This is a genomic window from Porphyromonas macacae DSM 20710 = JCM 13914, assembly GCF_000379945.1.
Classification (GTDB): Bacteria; Bacteroidota; Bacteroidia; order Bacteroidales; family Porphyromonadaceae; genus Porphyromonas; species Porphyromonas macacae.
In genome coordinates, this window is record NZ_KB904139.1 from 1 (window position 1) to 24,159 (window position 24,159).

Annotated in this window: 17 protein-coding genes and 2 pseudogenes; 7 read left to right on the forward strand and 12 right to left on the reverse strand. The window is 48.8% G+C overall.

The features are described from left to right. Positions 1-160 (forward strand): annotated as a pseudogene (locus A3GI_RS11985) (transposase); the annotation flags it as partial. 185 nt (positions 161-345) lie between these two features. Here A3GI_RS11985 and A3GI_RS0106425 read toward each other — a convergent pair. Genes A3GI_RS0106425 through cysS form a run of 4 tightly spaced genes read right to left on the reverse strand, consistent with a single transcriptional unit; the run spans position 346 to position 7,100 of the window. Beyond that, positions 346-2,040: a tetratricopeptide repeat protein gene (locus A3GI_RS0106425; RefSeq protein ID WP_018360644.1), complete on the reverse strand. Its 1,695-nt coding sequence runs from the start codon at positions 2,038-2,040 to the stop codon at positions 346-348. Positions 2,041-2,053: 13 nt separating this feature from the next. Beyond that, complete coding sequence (locus tag A3GI_RS0106430; RefSeq protein ID WP_018360645.1) at positions 2,054-4,576, reverse strand: glycosyltransferase family protein; 2,523 nt, start codon at positions 4,574-4,576, stop codon at positions 2,054-2,056. Between the two features lie 24 nt (positions 4,577-4,600). Further along, complete coding sequence (locus tag A3GI_RS0106435; protein WP_018360646.1) at positions 4,601-5,596, reverse strand: glycosyltransferase; 996 nt, start codon at positions 5,594-5,596, stop codon at positions 4,601-4,603. Positions 5,597-5,627: 31 nt separating this feature from the next. Next, a complete protein-coding gene (gene cysS, locus A3GI_RS0106440; protein WP_018360647.1) occupies positions 5,628-7,100 on the reverse strand; it encodes a cysteine--tRNA ligase in 1,473 nt (490 codons plus the stop codon). A 344-nt stretch (positions 7,101-7,444) separates the two neighbouring features. Between cysS and A3GI_RS0106445 the strand changes: the two genes are divergently transcribed. Then, positions 7,445-7,858, forward strand: a complete 414-nt coding sequence (locus A3GI_RS0106445; protein WP_018360648.1) for a hypothetical protein — start codon at positions 7,445-7,447, stop codon at positions 7,856-7,858. Positions 7,859-7,923: 65 nt separating this feature from the next. Here the strand turns inward: A3GI_RS0106445 and A3GI_RS0106450 are convergent, their stop codons facing one another. Genes A3GI_RS0106450 through A3GI_RS0106460 form a run of 3 tightly spaced genes read right to left on the reverse strand, consistent with a single transcriptional unit; the run spans position 7,924 to position 10,493 of the window. Beyond that, positions 7,924-8,571 (reverse strand): O-methyltransferase, encoded by a 648-nt coding sequence (locus A3GI_RS0106450; protein WP_018360649.1) that lies wholly within the window; start codon positions 8,569-8,571, stop codon positions 7,924-7,926. A 39-nt stretch (positions 8,572-8,610) separates the two neighbouring features. After that, positions 8,611-10,050, reverse strand: a complete 1,440-nt coding sequence (gene pyk / locus A3GI_RS0106455; protein ID WP_018360650.1) for a pyruvate kinase — start codon at positions 10,048-10,050, stop codon at positions 8,611-8,613. A gap of 5 nt (positions 10,051-10,055) precedes the next feature. Continuing rightward, on the reverse strand, positions 10,056-10,493 hold the full coding sequence (locus A3GI_RS0106460) for a type II 3-dehydroquinate dehydratase (RefSeq protein WP_018360651.1): 438 nt from the start codon (positions 10,491-10,493) through the stop codon (positions 10,056-10,058). Between the two features lie 93 nt (positions 10,494-10,586). Between A3GI_RS0106460 and A3GI_RS0106465 the strand changes: the two genes are divergently transcribed. Then, on the forward strand, positions 10,587-11,462 hold the full coding sequence (locus tag A3GI_RS0106465; RefSeq protein WP_051074583.1) for a site-specific tyrosine recombinase: 876 nt from the start codon (positions 10,587-10,589) through the stop codon (positions 11,460-11,462). A 356-nt stretch (positions 11,463-11,818) separates the two neighbouring features. Further along, positions 11,819-12,881: pseudogene (locus tag A3GI_RS10790) on the forward strand (ISAs1 family transposase). Here A3GI_RS10790 and A3GI_RS0106480 read toward each other — a convergent pair. Genes A3GI_RS0106480 through A3GI_RS0106495 form a run of 4 tightly spaced genes read right to left on the reverse strand, consistent with a single transcriptional unit; the run spans position 12,878 to position 17,005 of the window. Next, on the reverse strand, positions 12,878-13,750 hold the full coding sequence (locus A3GI_RS0106480; protein WP_018360655.1) for a carbohydrate kinase family protein: 873 nt from the start codon (positions 13,748-13,750) through the stop codon (positions 12,878-12,880). The pseudogene A3GI_RS10790 and the gene A3GI_RS0106480 overlap by 4 nt on opposite strands. A gap of 17 nt (positions 13,751-13,767) precedes the next feature. Continuing rightward, complete coding sequence (locus tag A3GI_RS0106485) at positions 13,768-14,553, reverse strand: hypothetical protein (protein ID WP_147277709.1); 786 nt, start codon at positions 14,551-14,553, stop codon at positions 13,768-13,770. A gap of 3 nt (positions 14,554-14,556) precedes the next feature. After that, on the reverse strand, positions 14,557-15,588 hold the full coding sequence (locus A3GI_RS0106490; RefSeq protein WP_018360657.1) for a zinc-dependent alcohol dehydrogenase: 1,032 nt from the start codon (positions 15,586-15,588) through the stop codon (positions 14,557-14,559). A 25-nt stretch (positions 15,589-15,613) separates the two neighbouring features. Then, on the reverse strand, positions 15,614-17,005 hold the full coding sequence (locus A3GI_RS0106495) for an MFS transporter (protein ID WP_018360658.1): 1,392 nt from the start codon (positions 17,003-17,005) through the stop codon (positions 15,614-15,616). Between the two features lie 508 nt (positions 17,006-17,513). Here A3GI_RS0106495 and A3GI_RS0106500 point away from each other — a divergent pair. Continuing rightward, positions 17,514-17,753, forward strand: coding sequence for a transposase (locus tag A3GI_RS0106500; protein WP_018360659.1), 240 nt, complete (start codon positions 17,514-17,516; stop codon positions 17,751-17,753). A gap of 376 nt (positions 17,754-18,129) precedes the next feature. Here the strand turns inward: A3GI_RS0106500 and A3GI_RS0106505 are convergent, their stop codons facing one another. Then, the gene (locus A3GI_RS0106505) at positions 18,130-20,238 is read right to left on the reverse strand and encodes an alpha-L-fucosidase (RefSeq protein ID WP_036870157.1); all 2,109 of its coding nucleotides are present in this window, start codon (positions 20,236-20,238) and stop codon (positions 18,130-18,132) included. Between the two features lie 397 nt (positions 20,239-20,635). Between A3GI_RS0106505 and A3GI_RS10795 the strand changes: the two genes are divergently transcribed. Both A3GI_RS10795 and polA read left to right on the forward strand, forming a co-directional pair. Next, on the forward strand, positions 20,636-20,947 hold the full coding sequence (locus A3GI_RS10795) for a DUF3784 domain-containing protein (RefSeq protein ID WP_018360661.1): 312 nt from the start codon (positions 20,636-20,638) through the stop codon (positions 20,945-20,947). Positions 20,948-21,007: 60 nt separating this feature from the next. Further along, positions 21,008-23,857 carry a DNA polymerase I gene (gene polA / locus A3GI_RS0106520; protein ID WP_018360662.1) on the forward strand — a complete coding sequence of 950 codons (2,850 nt, stop codon included), beginning with the start codon at positions 21,008-21,010 and terminating at the stop codon, positions 23,855-23,857. Positions 23,858-24,159 lie beyond the last annotated feature (302 nt).

The following is a 24,159-nucleotide window of genomic DNA, read 5'->3' on the forward strand; positions in this document are numbered from 1 at the left end:
GGAGGCAGTCTTTGCGCAATTCAAGGCCAACATGGGGTATCGGCGTTTCAGACATATGGGCTTAGAGCAGGTCAAGATGGACTTCGCCTTTCTAGCTATGGCCTTTAATCTGAAGAAACTATGTGCTAAGGTTGCTCGAAAGGCGAAAAACACTCCCAAAAGACCTATATCAACCCTCAATCTCGGCCTCATGCGCTTCCACCTCCTCGAAAAACACAAAAATATCCCTCAAAGGCTAAAACCGGTGGCTTAACCAACTACAAACCGAAAATAAAAAGAGCTGTGCCAAAAATGAATTTTGACACAGCCCCTTTGATATGAAATATTATCAGAAAAAACGAATGTTTACTTCAGGAGAGTTGCAAACTTCTGATTGCTTTGATAATGGGCAAACTCCAAATCTCTGGCTGCGCGCACGGCATACGAACGGTCTGCACTCAAAGCCTTGCCCAGATTTTCAAGAACTTCTGCCTCATTATTCATTCTGGCACCCACGACTGCTTTCAAATAGAAAGTTTTGGCATTGGGTTCGGCAATGGCATCCAAAGTGGTACGGGCTGCCGAATAATTGCCATCTGCAATATAAGCTACTGCGGCATTGTTGTTCCGGGTGGAACCAAAGGCTTTAACGGCATTGCTATAGTCTCCACGCTTCAAATCCAACAGCCCCATAACCTGCCCGATTTCCGGCACATTGCCGGCCGTACTGAGAAGTTGATCGGCGCGTTCGATGTTACCCTTCTGTATCTCAAGCAAAGCAAGATTCATATTCGTTTCGGGATTGCTTTTCACTTTATTGGCTTCGTCGAACCAGTATTTGGCCTGCACCATATTGCCTTTCCGGAATTCAAGTACACCCAGATTATTGTATGCGCGGTAGTCTTTCGGGTAAAGCTGGCGGGAAATCTTATACATCCGTTTTTGCTCTTCATACGTATCGAAGAGAGTAGCTGCATAAAGCTGCTCTTCAAGAATCAGCCTGCCCGGCCACTTCTTAGCCCATTCTTTGATTTCATCATCCGTTTTGCCGATGATCTCGACGTTGGCTACAAGTCTGGAACGGCGCAACTGAGGGAGAATTTCGTCTGCCAACTGGCCGAATACGGAAGAAAGATTACGGATTTCACGCTCGCGCTGCTCCGGATCGGGATACATGGAAAGCACACGCAATACCAGATCTTTATCCGGCAAGTTGCTCGCCTCGACCAATTTGCTGAACCCCTCCCAGTCTTCGGCCGTATAGTGTGCATTGATTTCGACGGCAGAAAGATCCTGTTTCCTGAACGCATCTTTCAGTTTAGCCGTAGTATTACGTTCGCGCTGCTCGCTCAAACGCTCGTTCAAGTCGGTTTTACCGTCCGGAGAAGCATAAGCCTGAACCTCCACGGACACGCGCTGATCTAAGGCTTCGTAAGCATTCTGAACAATATAACGCCACTCTTCCACATCTTCTTTGGTCAACTCGCCCTGACGAACATTAGCCTGTTGAATGAGGAACATCACATTGGCATCATATGCCTGCTTGATGATACGCTGAAACTTATCGGGAGCCAAAGCCGGCGTAGCATCGGTAGCGGTAGCCAGATCAACGGTACTCAATACACCATCGGCTACTTTGATGGCCGGCATAGCATATTTGCTGCTGCCCACATAAACCTCGGGCATCAGCCAGAGCTCGCTGCGCATCATTGCCGGCTGATATTTGAATTTGCTTTCCATCGTTACGGTAGCTCCTTCGGCGTAGCTCACGGGAATTTCATTGTCCCGTACCTTCTCGCCCTGGAATGTATATCCGGTACCCCAGACTTCACCGCCGGGATAACGCAACACGGGTACAACTTTCAGCCTGGCTTTCTTATTAAAATATTTCGGCGGGAATGCGATATGAATACGCGCCGGCACCTCCGTACCAACCAGAGCAAGAGGTTTCGGCTCCACATTGATCATGGAGTTTTTCAGAGGTTTCAGCGATGAGGAACAAGCACTGAGGCCTCCGAGCAGGACTGTACACAACAGTCCGAATAGCATCTTTTTGTTCATAGTTTCGTTTTTCTTATTGCTTTAGGGATTTTTTCTTTCCGATTGTTTCTCTAAACACTGCGAATCCGATGAATAGGAGTAACACCGCTATGGCAGCCACCGCTATGCCCTCGGTATATTTAACGGAACGGGGAGCAAACTGCATTTCCACCTCATGACTGCCGGCAGGCACCCACATGGCGCGGAGCACATAGTTGGCTCTGAAAATATCGGCAGGCCGACCGTTCAACGTCGCTTTCCACCCATGAGGATAGAATATTTCGCTGAATACCACAACCCTTGGTACAGAAGTCCGGATTCGATACCCGGCACGATTCGGAGTGTAATTTACCAATTCGACAAACTCGGTGCTGTCTGTCGGAACGGGCTTCAATGAAGTCAATTGAGGCGTCTGCCATCGTTTATCAATGACGGCAACTCTTTTCAGATCCGTGCTGTCCAGAGCGGTAATCTCTTCATTGGCATTATCCACCCATCTGACATCTTCGGTCAGCCAGGCTGCTCCGTATGCATAAGGATTAGGCGATACCCGCAATTGCTGTTTATCCGGCACGATAAAGTAACGGGTATCCAACATATCGAAAACACGCTGGTTATTCTTCATCAACTGATGCTCTATCAAATCCTGATAACGCTGCAACTTGGCCGGATGATAGCCGCCTATGCTCCGGTGCATATAGCTGGTGGTAGCATCGTTGAAAGTATTCACGGAAAGATTGAGTACGCGGTAATGCTTAGAAGCATCATTGGACTTGATCAAGCGGTCTGCATCCGTTACGGGATGAGCTTTGGCAGCAACCAGAGCATTATCGATGAAATGACTGTCGTTCAAATAGCGTTTATTCACAAGCCATAAATCACCCAGAACGAGAAGGGCGATGATAATCAGTGCCGGAAGTCTCTTCAGAAAACCTTTTGCATACAGAAACAGTACGACTGTGCCAAAAAGTACAATAAATAAACTCCGCACTACATCTGCTCTGAAAATACCCAGACGAGCACTCTTCAAAGCTCCCATTACGCCGGAAACATCTGCCTGCCCCGACGCCTGCGCAAAAAATTGCATCTCCTGCTTGCTGAAGAAGTCGAAAAATATCGTAGGAACGGCGAGGAACAGCAGCAACATACCGGCCGTGACAAACAGGGCTGTCCCTGTTGCCCGGGTATTCTTCATCACGACTTTCGGTTCTTTTATGAACTGCACCAAAGCCAGAACGGCAAGCACCGGTATGCACAGTTCGGCAATAACCAAAATGGAAGAGACTGTTCGGAACTTATTATATAAAGGAATATGATCGATAAAGAAATCCGTGAGCCACATCATATTGTGCCCCCACGAGAGCGTGATCGAAAAAAGGGTGGCGGCAAGCATTGCCCACTTAACAGGACCTTTAACAATAAAACAGCCCAAAACAAAGAGGAAAACGACAAACGCTCCCACATAAACAGGGCCGGCTGTAAACGGCTGATTACCCCAGTAACGGTTCATCTGTGCCACCGTCGGTGCGTAAACCTGCTGCACTTTGGCCATAGCCTTTTCATCCTGTCCCAGATAGCCGGTGGCACCGCCTTTGGCATTGGGTATCAGCAAAGTCCATGTTTCCCCTTTGCCGTAGCTCCACTGCGTGATGTACTCCTTGTCGAGTCCCTTGCTGTTCTCATGGCTTATCCGGTCTGCATCCGCATTCTCCTGCTTCAAGGTCAGCTCACTGCCCCCACGCATGGTTTCCTGAGAATATTCATAGGTATGATACAGCGAAGACAGGTTGATAGCCACACCGACAAGCCCGGCAACGATCGTTACGGCAGTAGCCGTGCCAAAACGTTTGAGCGTTTTGTTCCGGAAAGCTTCCACCAGAAAACCGATAACCAGAAAGAGCATCACGAAAAAGAAGTAATAACTCATCTGAATATGATTGGCCATGATCTGCAAAGCGGTAAAAAAAGCCGTACAGATACCGCCTCGGAGATAGTCTCCCCGATACGTCCATATCAGACCGGCTATGGTAGGCGGAATAAAACAAAGCGCCGTGAGCTTCCAGATATGCCCGGCAACGATGAGAATCAAAAAATAGCTCGAAAAAGCCCACATGACCGAACCGATTACAGCCGGCAGTCTGCGCACCCGCAACGACCGCATCAGCAGGAAGAAACCGATCATCATGGCAAAGAGCATCCAGGAGTAGCTGCCTAATATATTAAGAGGTGTGCGCAAAGTCAGGAAATCCTGTATCCATTGTATGGATTTGGTAGACGGATAGGAAGGGGCGATCTGATACATGGGCATACCGCCGAACAGGCTGTTTGTCCAGTACGACGTTTCACCGGTTGCCTCCTTATAGTCGCGCACGTCCTGTGCAGTCCCGCTGGCACCGGCCACATCCTGCTGAAAAAGTTCCCGTCCCTCGAAAACGGCCGGGGTGAAATAGGCCAACGCGATGATGGCAAAAAGTACAACCACGCCAATCGTGGGGGCTATCCGCCTTAGATTTTTCAACAATTTATTATCGCCGGTCGATGTCTGTTCTGTTTTCATATACAGTCGGTATTAAGCAAAACCCTAATCGTAAAACGTTTTTTCAAAAGCATTTCGCATGCCTTTACTCATCAGGCGCATGCGTATAAACGCATAGAGAAAGCCGGAGCCGTAGCCCGTCAGTTGTATCCATGCCGCAGGCACTGCCCGCAGTGCTACACTCAGGCTTGCCGTGCTCCGCAGGGCATCCAGCAAAATAATGATGGAGAAAGCGAGCGGAATAAGCCATGCCCACCAAAAGAAAAAAGCCAAAAGCACCGTAGCCGCCATACCCAGGGTAAAAACAGCCGGCAGCCAGTGAACGGCTTTCGTACTGCCGGGATGACGCAACCCCAAATCGATACGTGCCCGCCCGGAATTGTGTACCTGCTTGAAAAAACTCTTCAAGCTGACCCGCCTTTTGTGATACACAAAACATTCGGGGTAAAGCCTCACCCGATAACCTTTTGCAAAAAGCCTTAAACTGAAGTCGATATCCTCTCCGAAACGCATAGACTCGGTAAACCCGCCCAAAGCCTCATACACCTCTCTTTTGCAACCCAGGTTGAAACTGCGGGGCTTGAATTTTTCCATGCTTTTCTTTCCGCCCCGTATTCCTCCCGTCGTCAGAAAAGAGGTCATCGTATAACTGATGGCACGCTGTATGGCATCGAAACCCTCACCGGCTGCATCGGGGCCTCCCCACGCATCGCACGGATCGGTACTAAGGCCGGCCTCCACGGCATTCAAAAAACCTTTCGGCAGCACCACATCAGAATCCAAAATCAGCAAATAATCTCCCTGTGCACAGGATGCGCCGATATTTCTGGCTCTGGCCGGTCCGCCATTGGGAACAACAATATAACGTATCGGAATGCGCTGCCCGTATCGTGCCACCACCTCATCGCTCTTTCGTACGGAGCCGTCCTCTACGATTACTGCTTCAAAATCATGCACTCCCTCCTGCACAGCCAGTCCGGCCAGCAGTTCATCCAACTCATCCGGACGGTTGTAAACGGGAATAATGATACTGAAACGCATATTCTCAAGCTCTAAAGCGCCGGGGAGTATCCTAATTCAACTTCCACTCGGCGCCCTCTTTGGTATCTTTGATTGTAAAACCCAAGGCGGTCAGTTCATCGCGAATTTTATCGGAGGTAGCCCAGTCCTTATTTGCCTTAGCCTGCGCACGTACGCTCAACAGCAAATCCACGGCCTTACCGAAAGCCTCGGTACCGGCGGCACCGGAAGCACGATCGTCACGCAAGCCCAGCAAGTCAAAGAGGAAAAGACGGTAGGTCTCTTTCAGTTCCTCCAAATCCTGCGCAGTAATCGTTCCCTGCCCGTTATGCACCATATTAATGGCACGGGCAGCATCGAACAGCTCGGCAATAACCTTGGGGCTGTTCAGATCATCGTTCATCGCCTCATAGCATCGCTCGCGCAAACCTTTCACCTGCACCGATGTTTCACCGGCCGTCTTCAACCCGTCCAACAGCGAAGCGGCATCCATCAGACGCTCCAGCCCCTTCGAAGCGGCATCCAAAGCCTCATTGCTGAAATCTACCGTTCCACGATAGTGTGCACCAAGAATAAAGAAGCGTATAGTCATCGGAGAATAAGCACGTTCCAGTTTCGGGTGCTCTCCGGTGAAGAATTGCTCGAGTGTGATGAAGTTACCCAGACTCTTCCCCATCTTCTGCCCGTTAATGGTAATCATATTATTGTGCATCCAATATCGAACCATCGGTTCGCCATGGGCTGCCACCGCCTGGGCTATTTCACATTCATGGTGCGGAAACACCAGGTCCATTCCACCGCCATGTATATCGAAATGCTCGCCCAGATATTTGCGCCCCATGGCCGTACACTCGCAGTGCCATCCGGGGAAACCATCGCTCCAGGGGCTGGGCCAGCGCATGATATGCTCGGGTTGTGCTTTCTTCCACAGAGCAAAATCCAACGGATTGCGTTTCTCGCTCTGTCCGTCCAAAGTCCGGGTATTATTGAGCATATCCTCGATATTCCGGCCGCTCAGTCTGCCATAGCCGTAATCTTTGTTGTATTTCTCGACGTCAAAGTAAACCGAGCCTTCGCTTTCGTAGGCATAGCCGGCATCCAGAATCTGTTTTACCAAAGCTATTTGCTCGATGATATGCCCCGAAGCCATCGGCTCTATGCTTGGCGGCAACACATTCAGATCCTCCATATTCTTATGGTAGCGCACCAGATAATACTGCACCACCTCCATGGGTTCGATTTGCTCCAGACGAGCCTTCTTGGCCACCTTGTCTTCGCCTTCATCGGCATCATGCTCCAAGTGTCCCACATCGGTAATATTTCGCACATACCGGACCTTATAACCCAGATGCTTCAGGTAGCGAAACATCAGATCGAATGTTATGGCCGGACGGGCATGTCCCAGATGCGCATCGCCATACACCGTAGGACCGCAAACATACAGTCCCACATGCGGAGGGTTTAGCGGTACAAATTGCTCGCGTTTGCGAGTCAGCGTATTATATAAGAACAAAGGATGTTCCATAATATTTTTATCCGTTTGATTTCCGTTTATCTAATCACACAAAGATAACGAATCCGCAAAACATACGGTTCGACTTATTTCGAAGCCGGAAATAAGAGGAATTACGGAAACAAAGAACGACATCAAAATCGGCTCACAAAAGAGATATTTCCTTTAATTAATATTTTTATTATATATTTGCAAAAATTAAAATTTGCCGGTTTAAGAGAAACGAAACAAAGAGAGAATCGTCAAAAGACGAAGAAAAAAGAATTAAAAATTCGTAACGATTGGAATTGAAATCCGGCACTTGCACGTTGTTCAATAAAACAACAACACATTATTAACGTAAAAAAACAAAAAGAATGAAAACGATATTCAAACTGATTGGCCTCATCCTTTTACCCTTAGCCCTGTGGAGCTGCTCGGGCGATGAACATGCAAACGGGGAGACTTACAGCGTAACTTATTCGGCTGTTCAGGCTAAAGGTCACGAAAATCTTCACATCACACTAAAAGGGTCATACATAGACGCCAAGGGGCAGGAAGTTCAAATTAACGAAGAACTGCCTTTCACGATCACCATAGATAATATGCCTGAATCGGTAAGACCCCGTTTCAAAGGGGTATTGTATAACCCGAAACATAATGTTTATGCAACGATAACAATGATCGGAAACAGCCGATACAAAATCTATGCAAAACAAGAGTTTGCGCACAGCACACCCGCGACACACGGCGAGGAGCTGGATAAACTGAACACTTTTGTTTTTGAATAAACAGACTTTACAGAAAACAGAAAACGGGACGGTGCACTCGGCATACCGTCCCGTTTTCTGTTTTTCTATTTGACCCTGTAGATAACGGTCAATCCATCGCGCAGGGGTAAAATCAGATTCTCCACCCAGTCATCGTTTTGCACAAGGTCATTAAATGCCATGATAGCTACGCTCTGTGCATCCGTTGGCGGAGGGTCCTGCACCAGCTTGCCATCCCAAAGTGTATTGTCCGCCACCAAAATGCCTCCGACGGGCAGGTACTCCATGACAGCCTTGTAATAAGCCGGATATTCCCGCTTGTTTGCATCTATATAGACCATATCATAACGCTCTCGGCTCATCAGTTCATGTGTAAGTTCCAAGGCATCCCCCAAATGGAGCGTAACCAAATGTCCGTAAGGGGAGAGCCTCAGGAAATGGCGAATAAAGTCTTCCATCTCATCGTCGCACTCCACCGTGTCCACATGCCCGCCCCCGGGCAGCCCCTCGGCCAGACACAATGCCGAATATCCCGTATAAGTACCAAGCTCCAGAATTCGCTTGGGTTTGAGCAGGCGTACCAGCATTTTCAAAACCCGCCCCTGCAAGGTGCCGGAAATCATTCTGGGGCGCGACAGACGTACATGCGCCAGCCGCTCCAAAGCAGCCAATACGGGCTCCGGAGCATCTGTGTGTTGTAAAATATAAGCTTCTTCGGCGTCGAAATTGATCATCCCGGCAATATATTCTATAGGGAAATCGCTCCCCTCCCGTTAATTATGGCGTTTGAGAATTTTCTCCACCGTATCGATTTCGAGCGAAGTGGTAGAACCGTGAACATCCATCAGGCCACTCATATGCGCAATACGATCGTTGGGGGCAATCAACCCCCGCTCGATGAGATTCTCCAAAGCACGTGTAAAATCCACCTGCATAACGCCGTTTCTTTTGTTCTCGAGCGGCTGATATTCGGTAAACACCCCATAACAGAGCGACAGGCCGCGAATCAACTCCTCCGTATAGCACACGGCAAAAACAGGTACCGAACCTCTGAATGCCGCCAGATTGCGTGCCGTACGCCCCGTATAACTATCGGTCACAATGGCCGTAACGCCTAACTTTTTAATGCTCTTTACAGCCTGCTTGGCCAGAAAGCTGGTTACATTGGTATCTTCATCCTTGAAGTTGACCCGGTCTTCATTGGCCTCTGCCTGACTCTTCTCGGCTTCCACGATGATACGCTTCATCGTACGTACAGCCTCCACCGGATACTTGCCATAGGCCGTTTCGCCGCTAAGCATCACTGCATCCGTGCGGTAATAGATAGCGCTCGCCACGTCCGTAACCTCGGCACGCGTAGGGAGCGGATTCTTAATCATGCTGTGCAGCATCTGCGTAGCCACGATCACGGGCCTCTTGCGCTCGATACACTTGCGTATGAGCATACGCTGAATAGCCGGTATCCGTTCGTAGGGCACTTCGATACCCAAATCGCCCCGGGCCACCATAACGCCGTAAGCCACATCCAGAATTTCGTCTACGTGATCGACACCTTCCTGATTTTCTATCTTTGCGATAATCCGTATTTTGCTGTCGTGCTCATCCAGGATTTCCTGTATATCCTGCACATCCTGCCTGTTGCGCACAAAACTGTGAGCGATAAAGTCTACACCATGCTCTATGGCATAAAGGATATTCGTACGGTCTCGCTCGGTAAGCGACGGCAGATTGATTCGCAAGCCGGGCACGTTCACACTCTTGCGACTACCCAGCACGGCATCATTCAGAGCCGTGCAGACGAGCTCCCGAGTTTCAAAATCCTTGCTCTCCACACGCAGTTGTATTTCTCCGTCGTCGATCAGGACCTTGGCCCCCGGCGTAATATCATCGAAGAAACCGGCATAACTGACGTTCAGCTTCGTTTCGGTAGAAGCCACCGAAGGGTCGGAGCCGATACGGATAGGCATACCCGTAGTCAGTTTAATCGGTTCTTCCGAAAGAGTGGTGCGCACCTCCGGCCCTTTGGTATCCATGAGAATACCCACCTTGTTAGACACCTCGCGTACATTGCCGATAACGCGTTCAAAACCCTTGGCATCCATGTGTGCCGTATTCAGCCTGACCACGTTTACTCCCGCACCGATCAACTGACGCAGAAAATCCACATCGCAACGCTGATCCGATATGGTCGCTACTATTTTAGTCTTTTTCATCTCTTTTATCTTTTATTTTTGCAGAAATCCTCCAACGCCCGCACACCCATGGCATATACCTCGGGCCCGAATCCGGCAATAACACCTATACAGGCGCTGCTGATAAGCGACTTGTGTCTGAAATCTTCACGGGCGAAAATATTGCTCAGATGTACCTCCACCACAGGCATATTCACTGTACGGATACAATCTGCCAGAGCCACGCTCGTATGCGTATATCCGCCGGCATTGAGCACCACTCCGCCGCATCCGCGGCTTTCCAGCTCATAGAGGCAGTCGATCAGTGCACCTTCGTGATTACTCTGAAAATAGTCTATGCGATGTCGGGGCATTGTGCGACGCAGATTTTCCAGAATCGAATCCATCGTTTGCTGCCCGTAGTGCTCCGGCTCCCGCCGTCCCAAGGCCTGAAGATTAGGCCCGTTCACAATTGCCAGATTCATTGTGCCAAACGTTTGTAAATCTTTAACTTTGTTCTGCAAAGATAACGTAAAATAGCTAAGCTTTTGTTACCCGGAGACCTCAATCGGCAGTATATGCAATATCTGCGTTTCGAACTGAACCTCACAGCCGCCAGCTGCGAGGCGTATATGGCGGATATGGGCAAATTGCAAACCTATCTGGAAGGCGAACAGAAAACGATCGACGAAGTGGATTACGAACTGCTGCAGAATTTCATTGCCGGGCTTTACGACGTGGGTATCTCGCCCCGTTCGATCGCACGGATTATTTCCGGTATAAAAAGCTTCTTCAGGTTCCTGGTTTTGGAAGAATATATCGAAAGCAATCCTGCCGAACTGCTCGATTCTCCCAAAATAGGCAAGCGGCTGCCCGTTGTCTTATCGGAGGAGGAAATCGACTGCATCATTGCAGCCATAGAGCCCGGCTCGGAGTTTGCTCTGCGCAACCGTGCCATTATAGAAACGCTCTACAGCTGCGGGCTACGGGTGAGTGAACTCTGCAATCTGCGTTTCGGAGACCTGTTTCTGGACGAAAGCTACCTGCGGGTTACCGGTAAAGGGCGTAAGACACGTTTGGTACCGATGAGCCCCGAAGCTGTACGGCAAATACGGCTTTACATCGAAGAAGGGCGGCCGACACCGGTTCGAGGACAGGAAGATATGCTTTTCCTGAGTAAAAGAGGGAAAGCCATCTCCCGGATTATGGTTTTCCATATCATCAAAGAGCTGACAGCTTTGGCAGGAATCGATAAAAATGTAAGTCCCCACACTTTCAGACACAGTTTTGCCACGCACCTCCTGGAGGGTGGCGCGGGATTACAGGCTATTCAGATGATGCTCGGACACGAAGATATCGCCACCACCGAAATCTACACTCACATAGACCGCAGTATGCTCGTGGAAACGATCAATAAGTTTCACCCGCGAAATAAGAATTATAAACATCCTTAACCTTACTCCACGTCCCGGTCTATTTCTTGAGGAAAAGACAATGACGAATACCACGATTTAAGAAAGGCAAACAATGCAAACAAAAATAAAACCGTAAGCACATTTCCGGCTTTCTTTTTGAGTCGTTTCCTACAGCTTCCCTGCTTCCAATCAGATATATGAAACATAACAGTTCAATGTGTTATTTTTCACTTAAAATACATCTTTTCTGTTAATTAAAATGTTAAGGGAACAAATCCGGGGGTTAACGCATCAAAAAAGGTCTTGCTATATTCGGGTATTCTTTTATGCTTATCCTCTTTTGTCTTATGCTATCCAATCTCTTTTGAACTCTCTTGCTTGTGGCGGATCCTCGTATGGACCGATGCAAACCCCATCCCTTGGACTTCATCTTGCTCATTGTTTTCTCCTCAACTCTCTCTGGTTGCAACTCTTGTTATGATATTGAGGACTACGCCGAGTATTGGCAAGACGACCACAAACGGCTTTATAAGACGCTCACAGATAAAGACATCATTCAGGATATCCCCAGCCACGACAGCTTAAACAGAGCTATCAGCTTGCTTCAACCTGAGGTCTTCGAAAAAGCCTACAACATTTGACGGGATTCTTTCGTCCAGCTGACCTCAGGAAGTCATACTTTACATTGACGGGAAGTCTATGCCCGGTGTGCCCAAATTTAGTTTTGATGCTCAGTCTCACACCGTTTCGGCTTACTCTCCGAAAGAACTTGTTTCTACTGCAAAGTGTATATTGATAAGAAAGACAGCGAACTCAATGCCATTGAAATCTCAGTTGACAAGCCAGACCTGGAGGGAAATCTCATTTCCATAGACGCCATTGCGACTCAGACTAATTTAGCTAAGACAATCACCATTAGAGGAGGCGATTATCTCCTACCTGTCAAGGACAATCAGCTACAGAGCAAACAAGAATTAGAAGACTTCTTCTGTCCTGACTTCGCCATGTATATTGTTAATAAGCAGACAGAGCTTGGGTACGGACGCATTGAAACAAGGCGTTATCAGGGTATTCTACATCCACTACAGCTCGAAGCCTCCACCATACTCAGCCGATGGAGTCTTATCTTCTATCCATAAAGTGACCCGTATTCGTGAGGATAAAAAGACTGGAAAGAAAAGCCAAGAGACAACTTATTACATTTCCTCCTCAACGGATTTAGAGGTTATACGAGACCATTCGGCAATTGAAAACAAGCTACACTATTCGATGTATTTCTCCTGCAAGATGATTCTCGTAAAAGGGTGCGTAATGCGCCTCAGATTATGGACTTAATACAGTAAGGTCGATCTCTATCTACTTCGGCGAATTAAGCGGGCGAAGAAATCTTCCGTTTCCGGAATGCTCAAAAACTTTGCGAGAATGTCATCTGGCAAAATAATTGAGCTTGAATTTTAATCCGTCAACTCTGGCGGTATAACGGGCATAGCTCCGTTTTGCGTGCAAACGAAAGCACTGACGGCTACAGCCCTTCGGTGTGCCTCCTCGATAGGGCGTCCCTTGAGGAGTTGAGCCACAAAAGTCGCAGTAAATGAATCCCCGGCCCCGACAGTGTCTGCTACATCCACTTTAGGTGTGGGTATATAGGAGGTTTTGTCTGCCGTGAATACATAGCTACCCACAGCCCCGCAAGTCAAGATAACCATCTTGAGGCGAGGAAACTGCTCAATGATTTGACGGCAGACAGCCTGTGTCTCACCCTCTAATTTGAGGAACTCTTGGATAATCTTGATTTCCTCGTCATTGAGCTTGAGTATCGTGGCTCGCTTGAGGCTCTCGGTAATCACCTCCAGACTGTAGAAAGATTGGCGCAGGTTAATATCAAAGATACACTCGGCATCGAGGCTCATGCTATCAATGAAGCGGAGGATAGTATCTCTTGATATCTCGGAACGCTGAGCCAAAGAGCCAAAACACACGGCTTGGCTCTCCCTGGCTAAAGCCTCCAACTCTGGCGTCCAAGGGATATTGTCCCAGGCTACATTCTTGCAAATTTCGTAGGTGGGTATGCCGTCCTCGGACAAGCTCACCTGCACGGTACCCGTGGGTTGTGCCACTCGCACGATGTACTGAGCTTGATTTACCTCCTCTAGCCCAGCGATATATTCGTCGCCCAGGGCATCGTTACCAACTGCACTCACGGCAATGCTCTGCATACCGTGCTGTGCCACATGGTAGGCAAAGTTGACGGGAGCTCCTCCGAGCTTACGCCCTTCGGGTAGACAATCCCAAAGAGCTTCTCCTATGCCAACAATTATATTCTTCATCACTTCGTTCTTTGATATTAGAAACTTAATACACGAGCACCTATCTGTAAGAAGGCTCTATCCATCACGGGATTAAATACCGCCCTAGCGAATACGGGAAAGGTGTAAGTCGAGGAGATCCGGATATCATGCTCTACCCTCAGCTGGATGTGTATGATGCCCGGCTTGTCGCTGTAGAAGGTTGAGCTGTCGCCCTGCTTGCTCGCCAAGGTAAACGCCCCACCGACACCCAAGTCTGCTCGCCAACCTTGGCTACGGAGCAAAAGGTACTCGGCATATACATAACTGGAGTAACGATTGCCAGAGTTGTCTGCCCCGCGATCTCGCCCGAATAGGATCGTCGACCACTGCAAGGTCAAGGGTAAACCTATGCCGGTCTTACCAAGGTCGCAGCTAAGATTGCAGTCAAGGAAACGCCCCGTAGTGCGTGCATTGTAGTTGAAGAACTCCCGATTGTTGTACCCAGCCCCTGGAGAGAAGTTATAGATATCCCATAGCGATATCCCAAAGGCTCCCAGATTCAACTCCCCAAAGAAGTTAAACTCCTTGTACTGTCCCGAGGTATTGCTCCCACCCCACACACCGAGTTTGAAACGCTCGCTCTTGTCATGGACAGCTACGCTAGCGAGCATCACCAAGCCATCGCTGACCTCGATACCTCGCCACAAATGGTTGTTGGCGACATCCAGACGGAGGTCTAGGTACTGTCCTGCCCCCTTATCGCTCAATGAATCTTGTGCATAGCTTGGGATACAGCATAGAGCCCCAAGCATGACCAAGATATATTGCAAGCTGATCTTCACGCCTTACATCTCAAAATCAATGATAACCTTCATCGTGCTGGTCTTGTGGGCATCGATGAACTTATAAGCCTCGTCGTACTGCTCAAAGCTGAAGCGGGAGGTGATCAAAGGCTCCAGATTGATGATGCCACGACTCACGAAGTCAATCGCTGTTTGATAGTCCTCGTGGCGATACATCATCGTGCCGATGAGGCGTAGCTCATGCTCCCCGAGGTGGAACATGCTCAGAGCCGGATCTTTGCCAAACACCGCCACAATCACAATGTCGCTGCCCTTCTCGATAGTTGCCATCAAAGAGCGGATGCTTGTTTCTACACCGGCAACCTCAAAGCCTACTTGATAGCCTTCGTCGCCAAAGACCTCCTTAACTGCTTCGCCCAGAGGGGTGTTGAGGACATTGACTGTGTGTTGTATACCACACTCTTTGGCTTTTTCCAGTCTGAGGTCACTCACATCACCGATGAGTACCTTCTTAGCCCCACGAGCAATGCAAAACTGAGCTACAAGGTTACCGATAGCACCGGCACCGCTAACGACGACATTCTTACCCTTGACATCTGTGCGTACTGTGGCGTGGGCTCCCACCGCCAGAGGTTCGATCATTGCCCCATAGTCGAGGCTCATCCCCTCGGGCAGCACTACGACACGGTCGTCTGTGGTGACGAAGTAGTCTTGGGCTGTACCATCGGCTTGGAAAGCCTCTACTCTCAGATGCTCGCACACGTTATATTGCCCACGCTTACAGGGGGCACACGTGCCACACACGAGTTGGGGGCGGGCCGTGATGTGATCGCCAGGTTTGCAGTTGGTCACCTCAGAGCCTACAGCTACGACCACGGCGGAGAACTCGTGTCCCTGCACTACTGGGTAGAAAGTCGCGGGGTGTTCGCCGTGGTAAGAGTGAATCTCACTACCACAGATACCGATACGCTTGACATTGATAAGAACTTGGTGGGCTTGTAGGTTTTCTGCCTTGGGGGCTTCTACTTCCCTAAATTCGATCGTTTTTGGGGAAACAAGAACTGCCTGTCTCATAGTTGTATTTGTTTTTTATTGGGTTTTATCGGGTTTTGTTACTCTCGCGAAGTGCGAGGTCGTTGACTATTGCTTTGTATTGTGTTTTGTTGAGGCGATACAGTAGCAATATAGCAGCTGTGATAATCCAGAGAATGCCGGGAACGGTACTGAAGGCGTGGTGGATCACCTTCTTTACCAATTCAGACTGCTCAGCATTGGGCTCGTAGCCAGCCCAGCCCATCGTTAGGGCAAGGAGCGAAGTCCCTAGAGCCATACCGACTTTGTTGGCCAGAGAGATGAAAGAGTACTGGAAACCGTCATTGCGGATACCTGTTTTCCACTCGCCATACTCCACACAATCGGGGACGATGGCATAGATTGCCGTATTGAAACCCGAGAAAAAGAACTGAGCCAAAGCTGCAAATACATAGAAGAGGATAGGATCGGTGTTGGGAGAGAAAAAGTAAAGTACAACCATGCTGATCCCCATAAGGAAGCTGAAGACACTGGCGGCCCGACCCTTGTTCCCCGTGAGATGGAAGACCATCGGGAAGAGAGCAGCCCCTATGATAGAGGGGATGATGATGACGGTGGAGAAGAAAGTAAACAGGTCTTCGTGACCCTCTACGTACTTAAAGTAGTAGATGAGGTTGGCATTGCGTCCGTAAAGGATGAAGCCAAACAAGAGCTGACCGATAACCGCCATGATGAAAGGCTTGTTCTGGGCGAGAGCCTTGAACTGTTGCTTCAGAGGTACTTTTTCCTGTTCCGTAGGGATCTCTACCACCTCCTTGGTCTTGGCAAAGCAGAACCAGTGGCAAAGCGTAAAAATCAGACCATATATCATAGCCACAGAGAGGAAGCCCTTGGCATTGCTGAGCGTACCATCTCCACAGTACTTGACCAGAGGCACAGTGACTATGTTGATAATCCCGATGGCAATCATCGCTGCCACCGAGCGGCTGGTATTGATTTGGGCACGTTCGTCAATGTCTTGAGTCATAGCACCACAGAGTGTCCCATAAGGAAGGTTGACACAGGTGTAACCCAGCACCAACAGTCCATAGGTAATGGCCATATAGACAATCTTACCGGTGTCACTCATATCGGGATGTGCCCAAAAGCACAAAACCAAGGTGAGTGCCGTAATTGGTGCCCCAAAGAGCAACCAAGGACGATAGCGCCCCCATCTGGATTTGGTTCGGTCACTTAGGTTACCGATAATAGGGTCATTGATCGCATCCCAAACGCGAGACACAAGTATCAGAGTTGCGACCGCTGTCATACTGATGCCGAAAACATCGGTATAGAAAATCATCAAGAAAGACACGACAAACGACCAACTGAAGTTACAGCCCACATCTCCAAATCCGTAGGCTATCTTGCTGATTAGGGGCACTTTGTTGGTTTGTGCACTTTTGTTGCTTTGGCTCATTGGTATATAATAAACGGGTTTACGAAACATTAAGTTAAATATAAACATAAGCCTAGTATATCCTTAGACTCTTGCTTATCTATAGCAAAGATAAATTATTTGACGATGTAATTCAATGCTTAGATTTTATTTCACCTCACAATAGTTCCCGGAATCATTCCTATAGGCTATGCAGCCGTTCCCATTTAGCTCAAAAAAAAAAGCATCAACTTTGTAGATAACTACAACTTTATTCCGGTTAGTCCTCCCTTAAAAAGACAGGGTTGAACGCATTAAAATTCAAGCTCAATTATTTTGCCAGATGACATTCTCGCAAAGTTTTTGAGCACTCCGGGAACGGAAGTTTTCTTCGCCCGCTTAATTCGCCGAAGTAGATAGAGATCGACCTTCTGTATTAAGTCGATAATCTGAGGCGCATTACGTACCCTTTTACGAGAATCATCTTGCAGAGAAATACGTCGAATAGTGCAGGTTGTTTCAATTGCCGAATGGGAGCGTGGTTATATAGGTGGCAGAGGGTCGAGAAGATGGTCGCTCGGACGAAGCCCGTACTCAAGAGGAGGCTTCTCATTATGAACTTAAAAGTAGTAAGCCCGGCATAGACTCCGAAGCTCTTTGGGTACGCAAAGGCAAAAGCTATCGATATGGGTACAAAAAACATGTGTTGACGGATGAGCAGGGTTTGGTGGAGGCGGTAATCTCCACGGCAGCGAATTGTGGGCCGACACGATTGTTTTGCCCGATTTGATAGAGAAGTCAGAGTTGGCCTAAGGGGTTGTGCTTCTGGGGCGGTCGATGTCGCTACCGAAGCTTAGAGCGAACCCACAAGCAGAATATTCTTGAAGCTATGGATAAGCGAGAAAAGCCCACGCTTCGAAGGTATCTGCACTCGAGGTGTGCGGGGCTTAGCGATAAGCCTGAAAGTCCACACAAAGCACACTCAAAAAGCTATGTTCAATCCCTGTGAGAACATAATCCAAATCATGGAATGTCTCAAGAAATGAATCACTCCTCAGCCTTACCCGGAATTTTCTCATTTTATAATGCGTCACCCCTGACAAACCCGCCTTCTTATGGATTAAAGAGAAGAGAGGAAAGAAGAAAAGCCTTGCCGAACTTAAGGCTTAATCGGCTCTCATCAACTCCAGATCGCCAATGGAGCAGAAAGGCTCATCGTCCACGGTTTTCAATACTTCAAAAACAATCGTATCCGTCCGGACGGCCTTAGAGAAAGGGATCTCTACCGGAATGGGGTTATTCTTAATATTCTGAAACTCTCCTTCTGCCAGAATTTTTCCCTCCGAAAGCACACGGTATCGCTGTATATGTCCGCGTGCATCCCGCTGTTGGTCGGGGATATAAACCAAACGGTTCACAGCCATAGCAGCCGGTTGTCCCTGTCTGTTGCGAATGCAAAGCGTAAGACGACGCACACCGTCAGGCAGTCGAAAGGCTGAAAAGCCTGAACCGTCGAACAGACGGTGCACCTCCGCTCCAAGGTCTTCTTTAACCTGCATAAAACGGTGCGATACTCCCAATTCTTTCACCGTTTGTTTAGACTCTTTGCCTCCGGGTATTCTGCGTGCATAGGCCGTTACCATTCTTGCCGAATCCGGTAAAAGCACAGGATGCTCATAACGCACAGGCGCTCCCCGGTCGATTGTGTAAAAAAGCTCCGAATCAGGATCCCGGGCAAACAGCAACAGGCTGTCGTTCGCATCGATCCGCACCTCGGGAGCTATAAGTGGCTCATCCACACGGTACGCTCCCAATTCACTGAGGCAAACAGGCCCTCTGCTCTCCTCGATATGCAGGCGAAACGTCTTCACCTCTATCCGTCTGAAACGCAGCAGCCGTTTGTGTCCGATGGTCGTGAGGCTGTCCGTTATGTGATCTTTAACGATGCTGCCGTCGGGGCGTTCAAAATCTATGCTGAAACGTGAGATACGTTGCCCCAGAGGCAGATACTCCCGAAGCATGATATTGTTAATGACAACAGGCTGCTCAAAAGTTACCTCCACTGTGGCTGCCGTTACACTGTCAGGAGTTGCCCAGAAAGTTTCATTATCGCCGTCCGTAAGTTTTTCAGCGGAAAACTTTTTGCTGCGCACGGCAGAGGCAGAAATCCGGACTTTTGCCTTGTCGGCAATCAGGTTGTCGGTAAAACGATGAGAAATATCCCGGTAAAAAGCCATCAGACTAAGGCTGTCTTCCCGGGGAATACGCCCCTCCAAATCAATGGGGCAGTTCAACAGCAGCGTAGCCCCCCTTCCGACACTCTTATAATAGAGATCGACCAGTTCGGCTGCACTTTTGACCTGATGATCTTCCCTTTGATGGTAAAACCAGCCCGGCCTGATACTCACATCGCACTCGGCAGGCAGCCACCGATCGGCATCGGACATTCCCCACTGTGCTTGCGTATAGTGTTTCTCCCGGGCGTAATCATAGCTGTTCCAATTGGTTTCTCCGGCCACCCCACGCTCATTGCCTACCCAACGAATGGTCGGTTCGGTGCCGCCGAAAATCATGATATCGGGATTATTCTTTCGGAGCAACTCTCCGCCCAAATGATACCGATAATAAGTTTGCGGGTCGATCTGTCTCGATTCATTGGCGCCACCGTACCAACCGGTACCGCCGTTAGCTCCGTCGAACCAGTACTCGAAGAGTGTACCGTAAGAAGAAGTCAACTCGCGAATCTGCTCCAGAAACACAGTCCGGTGCTCTTCCCGGCCATATTCGGCATGATGCCTGTCCCAAGGCGATAGATACAGCCCGAATTTCAAACCATGCTTACGACAGGCATCGCTTAGCTCACGCACCAGATCGCCACGGCCGTTTTTCCATGGCGAATTTTTCACAGAATAATCAGTGGTTTTCGTAGGCCAAAGACAGAATCCGTCATGGTGCTTAGCTGTCAGGATAACCCCTTTCATACCGGCAGCTTTGAGGGTCGTCACCCATTGCTCCACATGAAGGTGGGGAGGTTTGAAAGTGGAAGGAGGCGTATCGCCGTATCCCCATTCCAAATCATTGAATGTATTCAGGCCGAAATGGATAAATGCATACAACTCCATATCGTGCCATGCCAACTGTGCCCGGGTGGGAACAGGCATAACAGGAGCAGGAGCTGTTTCCGCTTTATGAGTATGCTCTTTTATTGTGTCGCAAGCAGACAAAAACAAGGCAAAAACCATGCACGCAGCCACGTTTTTCTTATTCCCGATCATTATTGAACCTGTAATATTATGTTATCCTGTGCGAATATAGCTGTTACAAACAATTAAATGACAACAGCCTTTCTGCCATAGAACAAAAAGGCAACATAAAACCTGAAATGGATTTTAGAAAAACAGTGTAAATTCAATCGCAAACTTAGCCACCCCGAGTGTCAACTTTTTTCAGTACACGTCAAGTCGAAAATTCTTTGCCTGATGGTTGAAAATTCTTGTTAAGGAAAATAAAAATCCAAGTTAACTTCGTTGAAAATTCTTTGCCTGAAGAATTTTCAACCATCAGGCAAAGAATTTTTCAGTACGTCAGTCCACAAAAAATTGGTGCAAAGAGCTTTTTTGAGTAAATTTATGAAATACAAAGAATCGTATCAATCGTAAAACAGATACAGCCATGACGGAATCACAATCATTTGCATTAATCGGAAGTGCACTTATCCTCCTTGTGGGTTTATTCTCTTTCTTCTTTCCCAACCTCATCGCCGGCTACAACACAATGTCCAAAGAGGAGAAAAAGAAATACGATATCAAAGGTATCAAACGTATGATGCTCATCACCTGTACGATTTCGGCTGTGCTAATACTCATTGCCGGTTTCTTCACGCCCTGGATCAACTGGCTGTTCCCCATCATCGTCATCGGTATGTGCGTGTATATCATCGTCTCGGCAAACAGCAAACGGTTCAAAGCAAAGATGGACAACTAAAGCCCCATCCTATTATTTTTGATAACTTAGAGGTAAATAAAATGTTTACCTCTTAAAGTTATGACTCCAAAAACGGTCTATCTCTTAGATGCTTATGCACTGATCTTTCGAGCCTATTATGCCTTTATCCGCAATCCCAGACGAGATGCCCGGGGGCGGGATGTCAGTGCTATTTTCGGTTTTACCCTGAGCTTGCAGGACTTGATCGAAAAATATGCCCCCGACCTGATAGCCGTAGCTTTCGATCCGCCCGGAGGCACGTTCCGCCACCGCGAATATCCCGAATACAAAGCGCAACGAGAGGCTACGCCCGAAGCCATCAAACAGGCCGTGCCCCTGATCAAAGAGCTACTTACGGCCTATCGTATCCCTATCATCGAAGTGGCAGACTACGAAGCAGACGATGTAATCGGCACACTGGCCAAGCAGGCGGAGGAATCGGGTTATGAGGTGCGTATGGTAACGCCGGACAAAGATTACGGACAGTTGGTGACGGACAAAAGCCGCATACTGCGCCCATCGACAAGCGGCGGCTACGAAGAGATGGGACCGGAGGAAGTGTGTAATAAATTCGGTTTGAAATATCCGGCTCAAATGATCGATTATCTGGGGCTCGTGGGCGACAGTGCCGATAACATTCCCGGCTGCAAAGGGATCGGACCGAAAGGAGCGGAGAAACTCCTGGCGGAATATGAGACGGTGGAAAACATCCTGAACAACAGCAACCGTATAGAAGGCGCCACGGGTAAAAAAATTCGCCAGGGTAAGGAAGACATCATCATGAGCCGTTACCTGGCCGAAATCTGCACCGAAGTTCCGGTCACTTTCGACGCGGAAGCGTACAAGCGGGAAAAACCCGATGGACAGGCAGTCGTATCGCTTTTCGAAGAACTCCAGTTCCGCACCCTGCTCAAGCGCGTACTGCCCGACTTACTGCCCTCGGGCACAGCCTTACAGCCATCACCCCGGACCTCTGCTCCGGTCATGGGCGATCTGTTCGATCAGCCCACTCTTTCTACGGATATAAACGATAACAAACAATCTTCGGAAGGCTCCGAACTTTCCGGCGATATACTTACGACCACACTGCATACGCTGGCAGATACGCCCCATGAATATCGTCTGGTGGAAAACGAAAAAGAAATCGACTGGCTGATAGACCGCATGATGCGGGCAGATGCGGTTGCTTTCGACACAGAAACGACAGACCTCGACCCGCTGAAAGCCGAACTGGTAGCCATGTCCTTTTCAATCAAGGAACACGAAGGCTATTGTCTGCCTTTCCCTGCCGACCGGAAAGAGAGCGAAAAGCTTCTGGAAAAACTACACCCGCTATTTACCGACAGAAACATTCTGAAAATAGGGCAAAATATCAAATACGATATGCAGGTTTTGCTGAACTATGGCATAGAGGTAGCTGCCCCGTACTTCGACACCATGGTGGCGCATTATCTCCTCTGGCCGGATCAAAGACATGGCATGGACGTCATGGCAGAGCAACTGTTGGGCTACCGCACGATGACTTTTGCAGAGATGACAGCAGACGTGGAGCATGAAAAGGGAACCACCCCCGACCTCCGGCAGGTGGAGACTCGGAAACTATGCGAATATGCAGCAGAAGATGCGGACATTACCCTGCAATTTTACCAATACCTGAAGCCACTGCTGGAACGCGACGAGCTGACAAAGCTAATGGACGAACTGGAAATGCCTCTGGTTAAAGTGCTGGGAGATATGGAACGAACAGGTGTAAAACTGGATACGGCAGTACTGCACAGATTAGAGAAAGAACTGGAGCAGCAGCTGGAAGAAATAGAAAAAAAAATCTACGGACTTGCCGGCAGTGCTTTCAACGTCAACAGCAGCAAACAGGTGGGAGAAATACTCTTCGACCGTCTGAAAATAGACGGCAAACCGAAAAAAACCAAAGGCGGAACTTACAGCACGTCGGAGGAAGTGCTCGAACAGCTGGCAAACCGACACCCCATCGTATCGCTTATTTTGGACTACCGGGGAACAAAAAAACTGCTCAGCACCTACGTTACCCCTATGCCGGAAATGCTCTACACCGACGGCAAGCTGCACAGCAGTTTCAACCAGACCGTGGCATCCACAGGACGACTCTCAAGCAGCAATCCGAACCTGCAAAACATACCCATACGCACCGACCAGGGGCGCCTGATACGAGAAGCTTTCGTACCCGACAATGAGCAATGCCTCTTCGTGAGTGCAGACTACTCGCAAATCGAATTGCGCCTGATGGCACACTTGAGCGGAGACCGCTCGCTGATAGATGCTTTCAAAGCAGGGCAAGACATTCACAGAGCCACTGCTGCAAAAATTTTCAATGTATCGACGGATGAAGTTACCTCCGACATGAGAAGACAGGCCAAAACAGCCAACTTCGGTATCATATACGGTATCAGCGCTTTCGGGCTTTCCCAACGACTCAATATCCCGCGCAACGAGGCTTCCGATCTCATCAAAGGCTACTTCGCCACCTACCCTGCCGTTAAGGCGTATATGGACAGGTCGATAGCAGAAGCCAAAGAGAAAGGCTATGTAAGCACGCTGCTCGGACGTCGGCGTTATGTGGAGGGTATCAACAGCGCCAACAGCGTGGTGCGCGGCAATGCGGAACGCAATGCCATCAACGCCCCCATTCAGGGAACGGCGGCGGACATTATCAAATTAGCCATGAACCGCATCTTCTACCGCATGCGTGAAGAGGGGCTGAAAAGTAAAATGATCCTGCAAGTACATGACGAACTCAACTTCAACGTGCTTGCCGAAGAACTCGACCGAATAAAACAAATCGTAAAATGGGGTATGGAAGGTGCCATGCCGGATCTTCGCGTACCGCTGGTTGCCGATATGGGTGTGGGTACCAACTGGCTCGAAGCCCACTGAAAAACAAAACACAGACCCGAAAGAAAAGACAGAGTGTTATGATGCGCAAAGGACTGCGTTGGCTGCTACATTCGGCTTCGGTTACGCACTTCGGTACGCACCCTTGACCCCTCAGTCTTAGCACCTTGTACTTTACGCATTCTGACGCACCTGAAGGGGCTGTGTCAAAATGAATTTTGGCGCAGCTCCTTTTAGTTTTGGTTTGGGGTTGGTTAAGCCACCGGTTTTAGCCTTTGAGGGATATTTTTGTGTTTTTCGAGGAGGTGGAAGCGCATGAGGCCGAGATTGAGGGTTGATATAGG

Bases quoted from the DNA above. Each gene is read 5' to 3' on its own strand.
- polA (WP_018360662.1), top strand. From the start codon at position 21,008: ATGACTCCAAAAACGGTCTATCTCTTAGATGCTTATGCACTGATCTTT.
- A3GI_RS0106435 (WP_018360646.1), bottom strand. From the start codon at position 5,596: ATGCGTTTCAGTATCATTATTCCCGTTTACAACCGTCCGGATGAGTTG.
- A3GI_RS0106505 (WP_036870157.1), bottom strand. From the start codon at position 20,238: ATGATCGGGAATAAGAAAAACGTGGCTGCGTGCATGGTTTTTGCCTTG.
- A3GI_RS0106480 (WP_018360655.1), bottom strand. From the start codon at position 13,750: ATGAAGAATATAATTGTTGGCATAGGAGAAGCTCTTTGGGATTGTCTA.
- A3GI_RS0106450 (WP_018360649.1), bottom strand. From the start codon at position 8,571: ATGATCAATTTCGACGCCGAAGAAGCTTATATTTTACAACACACAGAT.
- pyk (WP_018360650.1), bottom strand. From the start codon at position 10,050: ATGAAAAAGACTAAAATAGTAGCGACCATATCGGATCAGCGTTGCGAT.
- A3GI_RS0106465 (WP_051074583.1), top strand. From the start codon at position 10,587: ATGCAATATCTGCGTTTCGAACTGAACCTCACAGCCGCCAGCTGCGAG.
- A3GI_RS0106445 (WP_018360648.1), top strand. From the start codon at position 7,445: ATGAAAACGATATTCAAACTGATTGGCCTCATCCTTTTACCCTTAGCC.
- A3GI_RS10795 (WP_018360661.1), top strand. From the start codon at position 20,636: ATGACGGAATCACAATCATTTGCATTAATCGGAAGTGCACTTATCCTC.
- A3GI_RS0106425 (WP_018360644.1), bottom strand. From the start codon at position 2,040: ATGAACAAAAAGATGCTATTCGGACTGTTGTGTACAGTCCTGCTCGGA.
- A3GI_RS0106430 (WP_018360645.1), bottom strand. From the start codon at position 4,576: ATGAAAACAGAACAGACATCGACCGGCGATAATAAATTGTTGAAAAAT.
- A3GI_RS0106490 (WP_018360657.1), bottom strand. From the start codon at position 15,588: ATGAGACAGGCAGTTCTTGTTTCCCCAAAAACGATCGAATTTAGGGAA.
- A3GI_RS0106495 (WP_018360658.1), bottom strand. From the start codon at position 17,005: ATGAGCCAAAGCAACAAAAGTGCACAAACCAACAAAGTGCCCCTAATC.
- cysS (WP_018360647.1), bottom strand. From the start codon at position 7,100: ATGGAACATCCTTTGTTCTTATATAATACGCTGACTCGCAAACGCGAG.
- A3GI_RS0106460 (WP_018360651.1), bottom strand. From the start codon at position 10,493: ATGAATCTGGCAATTGTGAACGGGCCTAATCTTCAGGCCTTGGGACGG.